The sequence below is a fragment of the Mesorhizobium sp. M7A.F.Ca.CA.003.01.2.1 genome (genome assembly GCF_003998945.1).
Lineage (GTDB): Bacteria > Pseudomonadota > Alphaproteobacteria > Rhizobiales > Rhizobiaceae > Mesorhizobium > Mesorhizobium ciceri.
On record NZ_RZRA01000166.1, the window covers coordinates 1 to 7,432 of the forward strand.

Sequence of the window (7,432 nt, forward strand, 5' to 3'; positions counted from 1 at the left end):
ATGCTGAACAGCGAGACATAGGCAAGCCCCATCCACGCACTGACGCCGACGCCGTCGAACGACGGCGGCATGGTCAGCAGCGTCAGCACCAGCATGATCGGCAGCGACAGCACCAGCGCCCAGCAGATCACTTGCCAGCCGCCGAGCCTGCGCGACAGCGCGGCGCCCTCGGCATAGCCGAGGCCGCAAGCGATGATGGCAGCCAGCATCAGACCGTCGCCGACCGGCGAGGCAGTCACGCCCTGCGTCAGCGCAAAGCCCGCGACCAGCGCACTGCCTATGCATGAAAACAACCAGAACGCCGGGCGCGGCCGATCGCCGCCGCGCAGCACGCCGAATATCGCAGTGGCCAGCGGCAGCAGGCCGACGAAGATAATGGAATGGGCCGTGGTGACGTGCTTCAGCGCCAGCGCGGTCAGCAAGGGAAAGCCGACAACCACGCCAAGTGCCACGATCACCAGCGACAGCAGATCGCCGCGCTCCGGGCGTTTCTGCCGAAACAGGAGCAGCAGCGCAAGGCCAAGCAGTCCGGCAATCGCCGCCCGGGCCGAGGTCAGGAATGTCGGATCGAATTCCCTGACCGCCACGCGCGTCGCCGGCAGCGAGCCGCTGAAGATCAACACGCCGATGAATCCATTCATCCAGCCACTCGCGGTCTTGTCCATCGTATGCTCCGTTTGTCGGCTCCGTATCGCGCGGAGCCGGTAGTATCGCCAGAGACAATGCGGTACAATTATGCAAAACTGTCATAGTCAGCAGAGCAGTACGGATGGACAAGCAGACTACAGGAAGCGAGAGCGGCGGTACGCTGGTCGAAGGCGTCATGGCGACGATCCGCCAGCGGATCGCGGCGCGCAGCCTGACGCCGGGAGCGCAATTGCCGTCGATCCGCGCCTTTGCCAAATCCATGCGAGTGTCCAAATCCACCGTGGTCGAAGCCTATGAGCGGCTCGCCGCCGAAAGCGCGATCCGCTCGCGGCCGGGCTCCGGCTTCTATGCCGCCGGATCGCTGGCGCCGCTGTCGCTGGCCGAAATCGGCCCCCGCCTCGACCGCGCCGTCGATCCGCTCTGGATCTCGCGACAGTCCCTGGAGGCCGGCGATGGCATGCTGAAGCCCGGCTGTGGCTGGCTGCCCGCTTCATGGATGCCACAGGCAGGGCTGCGCCGGGCGCTGCGCACGGTGGCGCGTGCCGACGATGTCGCACTGGCCGATTACGGCACGCCGCTCGGCCTGCCACCGCTGCGGCAATTGCTGGCGCGGCGCATGGCCGGGCATGGCATCGAGGCCTCGCCCGAGCAGATCATGCTGACGGAATCAGGTACGCAGGCCATCGACCTCCTGTGCCGGTTCCTGATCGAGCCCGGCGACACCGTGCTGGTCGACGACCCCTGCTACTTCAACTTCCACGCCCTGTTGCGCGCTCACCGGGCCAAGGTCGTCAGCGTTCCCTACACGCCGTCGGGGCCGGATATCGATCTGTTCGCGCAGGCGTTGGCCGAGCATCGGCCACGCCTCTACATCACCAATTCCGGCATCCACAATCCGACCGGCGCGGTGCTGTCGCCAGTCACCGCGCACCGGCTGCTGAAACTCGCCGACCAATCGCAATTGACCATCGTCGAGGACGACATCTTCGCCGATTTCGAACATGCGCCCGCCCCCAGGCTGGCGGCGTTCGATGGCCTCAACCGCGTTGTCCATATCGGCAGCTTCTCCAAGACGCTGTCGGCATCGGTTCGCTGCGGCTTCATCGCCGCACCGCGCGACTGGATCGAGCCCCTGACCGACCTCAAAATCGCCACGACCTTCGGCGGCGGGCGGCTCGCGGCCGAACTGGTGCTGACGTTGCTGAAGGACGGCAGCTACCGCAAGCACATGGATTTGCTGCGCGCGAAGCTTGCGCGCGCCATGGGCGAGACGGCCGCCCACCTGAAAGCGATCGGCATCACGCCGTGGATCGACCAGCCGGCTGGCCTCTTCCTGTGGTGCAGTCTGCCGGACGGCGTCGATGCGGCCGAAGTCGCCCGCCGCTCTCTGGCCGACAACATCGTGCTGGCGCCCGGCAACGCATTCAGCCTGTCCGGAACGGCTGGCCGTTTCCTGCGCTTCAACGTTGCCCAATGCGCGGACGAGCGGATTTTCAGGGTGCTCGAGGCGGCGATGGCGCGTTGACGCGCATCAAGCTGATCCTGTTGCCTGGGCAACCTTCGGCTGCTAGGGAAACGCGAGCGCACTCGAGAGAATGTCTGCGCCGTCATTTTCCGGGATAGCGTTTATGGGAACCAGCAAGTCAGCAGACAAGTAGGCCGCAACAGCACTTCGTTGTTGCGGCGGCCCGTCATTTCCCATCTTCATTGAGAACGGCAGATCGCCGCCAAATGTAGCCATTTGAGCGGATGTTCAATCATGCCTTTTCCAAAAAACCCGACATGGACCACTTCCCTGCCAGCAGCCATGGTGCTGATGGCGCCCTTCGACATCCTGGCCTCGCTGGCCATGGACATCTACCTCCCGATTGTCCCGGCGATGCCGGGGATCCTCGAGACATCGCCTGATGTCATCCAGCTGACGCTGAGCCTCTACATGATCTGTCTTGGGCTCGGCCAAGTCGTCTTCGGCCCGATTTCCGACAGGATCGGCAGGCGCCCGGTGCTGATCGGTGGCGCGCTTTTGTTTTCAGGCGCTTCCTTTCTGCTCGCCAGCACCTCACTGGCCGCTGTCTTCGTCGTCCTGCGCGTCATGCAGTCCATTGGTGCGTCCGCCATTCTCGTTGCAACCTTCGCAACGGTTCGCGACGTCTATGCGCAAAGACCCGAAAGTGCCGTCATTTACGGCCTGTTCAGCTCGATGTTGGCTTTCGTGCCGGCGTTGGGGCCGGTTGCCGGTGCGTTGATTGCCGACAATTTCGGCTGGCGGGCGATCTTCCTGACGCTCGGAGTCCTGGCCACGGCAGCTACCCTCAACGCATGGCCGAAATGGCACGAAACCCGCCCCTCGAATGGCGATACCAGGCGAATGGCGCTTCGACCCATTCTCTCCAGTCTTGCCTTCTGGACCTACACGCTTGCATTCAGTGCCGCCATGGGCGCCTTCTTCGTGTTCTTTTCGACTGCGCCACGGGTGCTCATGGATCGCGCCGGCTTTTCACAGTTCGGCTTCAGTCTAGCCTTCGCCACCGCGGCGCTGGTGATGATCGTCACCACCCGTTTCGCCAGAAGGTTCATTGCAAGCTGGGGCATCGCCGGCAGTGCCATCAGGGGCATGGCGATGCTGCTGTTCGGCGCGGCGCTATTGGCAGTGGGGCAACTGTTCGCACAGCCCTCCTTCGCGACATTTATCTTGCCGATGTGGGTCGTTGCCGTGGGTATCGTCTTCATTGTCTCAGTCACCGCAAACGGTGCACTCGAGGCGTTTGGCGATGTCGCGGGAACCGCAGTCGCACTCTACTTCTGCATCCAGAGCCTTGTCGTCGGCATCTTCGGCACGTTGTTCGTCGTCCTGCTCGGCGGAGACACGGCGTGGCCGCTGGTCGCCTACTGTTCGGTCATGGCGACGCTCACACTAAGCGCACTGAGGCATTTGCAGAAACGCCAAACCGAATAGACTGGACAGATGAGAAGCCTGGGCGGTTGGCGCAGGCTTCTCATCGTTGTCAGCGCGACGCCGCACACACCTCCCGCACACAGTCGCGCAACCAGCGTTGCGCCGGATCGGCATCGAGGCGCGGATGCCAGAGCATGGAGATAGTGACTTCCGCGGTGGCAACCGGCAGGGGAAAACTGCGCATGCCGGCGCGTGCGCCCTCGGTATGCCGCTCCGGAACGCTGGCGATCAGGTCTGATGTGCGGGCCATGGCAAGGGCTGCCGAGAAACCGGAAACCATGCACACGACGGTCCGCCGCAGCCCGAGCCGGTTCAAAGCCTCGTCGATCGGCCCTTTCTCGCGGCCACGCCGTGAAACGCTGATGTGTCGGCCTGCGGCATAGCGCTCAGGCGTCACCGCGCCCTCGGTCAAGGGATGGCCCGTTCGCACGGCGCCGATGAAGCGGTCGCGAAGCAGCGCCTGGATGCGCACCTCCGGGCCGGTCTCGCCAGCGACGCCTATGTCCAGATCGATCGCCGCGTCGCGCAGCGACATGACGTCCCGGTCGGACTTCGGTGCAAAGCGCAGCCGCACGCCGGGCGCATCGGCCTGGATACGGGCAACGAGACGAGGTGCGAACTCTTCGACGAAGCTCTCATTGGTGCGCAGCGTGAAGACCCTGTCCAGGTTCGGGAGATCGAGCAAGGTGGCAGGGCGCAGGATCGCCTCCGCATCCTGGACGACAGGGCCTACCTGCTGTCGCAGTTCTTCCGCACGCGGCGTAGCCACAAGGCCTCGACCGGCGCGAACCAGCAGCGGATCGCCCGTCGCCTGGCGCAGTCGCGCCAGCGTGCGGCTCATCGCCGAAGGGCTGAGGCGTAGGCGGCTGGCGGCGCGCGCCACGCTGCCTTCGGTCAGCAGGACGTCGAGAGCGAACAGTAAGTTGAGATCGGGTGATGTCATCGGCAGATCATGACATGATATGGCGCCAAACGCACGAATAAGATGCAAATGCTGCGCCTTCCGCCACATTGGCCAAGGAACTAGATCTCCAGCAGTTCCGGTTGTGGGACTGATGGAAGGAGATCGCCGTGGCAATCGCTGAGCAAAATCCGGACGCGCTGACATCGGCGCCACCACGGATGCAATCCGCCGGCTGGGCGTTGGCAAGCCTGTCGCTCGCCACACTGCTGTCGTCGCTGGGAACCAGCATTGCCAGCGTCGGGCTGCCGTCGCTGATGCAGAATTTCGGCGCGACGTTCCAGGCCGTGCAATGGGTTGTTCTGGCCTATCTCCTCGCCATCACCACACTGATCGTCAGCGCCGGCCGGCTGGCCGACATGTTCGGGCGCCGACCGTTGCTGCTTGGGGGCATCGCGCTGTTCACGTCCGCATCGGTGCTCTGCGGCCTGGCGCCGACACTCTGGCTGCTGATTGCCGCACGCGCCGTGCAGGGACTTGGCGCAGCGCTGATGATGGCGCTGACGCTGGCCTTCGTCGCCGAAACCGTGACCAAAGACAGAATCGGCGGCGCCATGGGCCTGCTCGGCGCCATGTCCGCGATCGGCACGACACTTGGCCCCTCGCTCGGCGGCCTTTTGATCACCGGCTTCGGCTGGCGGGCGATCTTCCTCGTCAATGTCCCGCTGGGAGTGCTCACCTTCGCTCTTGCCTGGCGTGCCCTGCCGGCACGCAATAAAACCGCGCGGCTCGACCGAGGCACGTTCGATGTCGTGGGCACCGCCCTGCTGGCCCTGACGTTGGCCGCCTATGCGCTGGCGATGACGCTGGGCAGAGGCAATTTCGGCACGCTCAACATCGGCCTGCTGATCGCCGCAGGCACCGGCGTTTTTCTTTTCGCCGCCGCGCAGGCGAGAGTGAAAAACCCCTTGATCCGGCTTGCCAGCTTCCGCGATCTCCAGCTGAGTGCCAGTCTCGCCATGAGCCTCGTCGTCGCCACGGTGATGATGGCGACGCTGGTTGTGGCTCCGTTCTACCTGTCGCGCGGGCTCGGGCTGGATGCTGCAATGGTGGGTGTGGTGCTGTCGACCGGCCCGCTCGTCTCGACCTTGTCGGCGCTGGTGGCCGGACGCCTGACCGACCGCTTCGGCGCTCATAGGATGATGGTCGCAGGCCTGCTCAGCCTCACGACAGGCACGTTCCTGCTGTCGCTCGCCGTGACCAGATTCGGCATTGCCGGCTATGTCGTTGCGATCACCGTCACCTGCATCGGCTACGCGCTGTTCCAGACGTCGAACAATGCAGCCGTCATGACCGGCGTTGACGCGGGTCAGCGCGGCGTCGTCTCCGGTCTGCTCAACCTTTCGCGCAATCTCGGGCTCATCACCGGCGCCTCGTTGATGGGCGCCATATTCGCCGTCGCATCGGCCGAAGGGCACGAAGGCATTGGTCTTCTGAGTTCCGAGGCCGCCGCCCGGGGAATGCAGGTCACCTTTCAGACGGCGACGGTGCTGGCGCTGGCTGCGCTGTTCCTCGCACTGCTCTCGGCCCGCGCCACAGGCCGCGCAGAATCCAGGGCTTCGTGACGCGCACACCGCTCAGAGAGTAGAATTCCAAACAGGCTCAGGCACCTGCCCGCTTGCGGCGTTCATAGAGCATGACCAGCGTTTCCGCCGTCAAGGCAGGCTTTTCCTCGCCTTCGATCTCGACCGTGTTGGCCGCCTTCATCAGATACTGGCCCGGGCCCCTGTCCTCCATGGACAGCAGCGTGATGCGCAGTCTGATGCGGGCGCCGACCCTGACCGGCGCCAGGAAGCGTACTTTGTCGAAGCCATAATTGAAGGCGGCCTGCGTATTCTCGGGCACGATGCCCATGCCGAGCGCCAGCGCGCCGATGATCGACAGCGTCAGATAGCCATGCGCGATCGTCGTGCGGAACGGGCTTTGCCGCCGCGCCCTTTCAGGGTCGACATGAATCCATTGATGGTCGCCGGTGCATTCAGCGAACTGATCGATGCGGTTCTGGTCGACCGTCGTCCACTCCGACACGCCGAGTTCCAGCCCGGCCATCGTCCTCAACTGCTCGTAGGTAGGCGGCGTTTTAGGCCGTATTTCGTTCATTCCTGGTTTCCCGATCGCTTCCAGAGCCTCCGGACCACGAACTGACGGCCTCTGTCAATTCGCTCTACACGAATCCGTTCCGTCGATTTCGGCCGCAATCGTGCCACGCCGCCGGCGCAGTCGCAGGCCAACTCGGGCTTTCCGGTCTTCAGGGCGGCCGGCAGCCATGAACCGGTCCCGGCCACATCCGCTACTTCTTCTCGTAGCCGGCGCGGATTTCCTCCATCGCCTCCTTGATGCGGGTGCGCAGGATGTCGACCGATTCGGCACCGGATTTCTTGACCAGTTCAGCCACTTCGCCGGCATTTTTCAACGCGGCCTCGAAGGACTTTCTGGCAAACTCCGTCTGTTTGGCCATCAGTTCCTGCGGATTGCCCGGCGCCCTGTAGCTTTGCGCCATATCGGTGACCTCGCGCAGCGTATCCTGCAGCATCTCGCGCTGCCGGGACAACAGCGAGGTGGCGCCGGCGGCACCGGCTCGTGCCGATTTCTCCAGCGCTTCGAGGTTCTTGCGATGATGGGCGAGGATCGCCTCGACATCGACATTCGGCACCTTCAGGTCGCGGCCGAACCTGCCGAACATGTCCATGAAGGAATCGGATTCCGGTTGTTTTGCCATGCTTGTTTGCTCCCCTTTGCCGCGGATGCGGGCACCCTCGGATGGAGAATAACACTCGCGTGCCGTGAGTCCATTCGGACGCGGAGGAATGAGCGCCAGTCTGGCCGCGCATCAATTCACGAGGAACAGCCGCTCGGCCACATAGAGC

7 protein-coding genes are annotated in these 7,432 nt (G+C 64.1%); 3 read left to right on the plus strand and 4 right to left on the minus strand.

Translation table 11 applies throughout. The features are described from left to right. Positions 1-665, minus strand: a 665-nt coding sequence (locus tag EN969_RS09495; protein ID WP_164758196.1) for a DMT family transporter, incomplete at its 3' end; no start/stop codon positions are given. A gap of 104 nt (positions 666-769) precedes the next feature. On the opposite strand from EN969_RS09495, the gene EN969_RS09500 reads away from it, so the two are divergent. Continuing rightward, positions 770-2,173: a PLP-dependent aminotransferase family protein gene (locus tag EN969_RS09500; protein WP_127419090.1), complete on the plus strand. Its 1,404-nt coding sequence runs from the start codon at positions 770-772 to the stop codon at positions 2,171-2,173. 234 nt (positions 2,174-2,407) lie between these two features. Beyond that, positions 2,408-3,604, plus strand: a complete 1,197-nt coding sequence (cml, locus tag EN969_RS09505) for a CmlA/FloR family chloramphenicol efflux MFS transporter (protein WP_063168161.1) — start codon at positions 2,408-2,410, stop codon at positions 3,602-3,604. 49 nt (positions 3,605-3,653) lie between these two features. Here the strand turns inward: cml and EN969_RS09510 are convergent, their stop codons facing one another. Next, a complete protein-coding gene (locus tag EN969_RS09510; protein WP_063170254.1) occupies positions 3,654-4,547 on the minus strand; it encodes a LysR family transcriptional regulator in 894 nt (297 codons plus the stop codon). Positions 4,548-4,675: 128 nt separating this feature from the next. Here EN969_RS09510 and EN969_RS09515 point away from each other — a divergent pair, with 128 nt between their 5' ends. Beyond that, positions 4,676-6,130, plus strand: a complete 1,455-nt coding sequence (locus EN969_RS09515) for an MFS transporter (protein WP_063168162.1) — start codon at positions 4,676-4,678, stop codon at positions 6,128-6,130. 37 nt (positions 6,131-6,167) lie between these two features. Here the strand turns inward: EN969_RS09515 and EN969_RS09520 are convergent, their stop codons facing one another. Together EN969_RS09520 and EN969_RS09525 are read right to left on the minus strand one after the other, a co-directional pair. Next, positions 6,168-6,665: a MaoC family dehydratase gene (locus EN969_RS09520; protein WP_013531248.1), complete on the minus strand. Its 498-nt coding sequence runs from the start codon at positions 6,663-6,665 to the stop codon at positions 6,168-6,170. A 190-nt stretch (positions 6,666-6,855) separates the two neighbouring features. After that, positions 6,856-7,284: a phasin family protein gene (locus EN969_RS09525; protein ID WP_024503818.1), complete on the minus strand. Its 429-nt coding sequence runs from the start codon at positions 7,282-7,284 to the stop codon at positions 6,856-6,858. Positions 7,285-7,432: the final 148 nt, after the last annotated feature.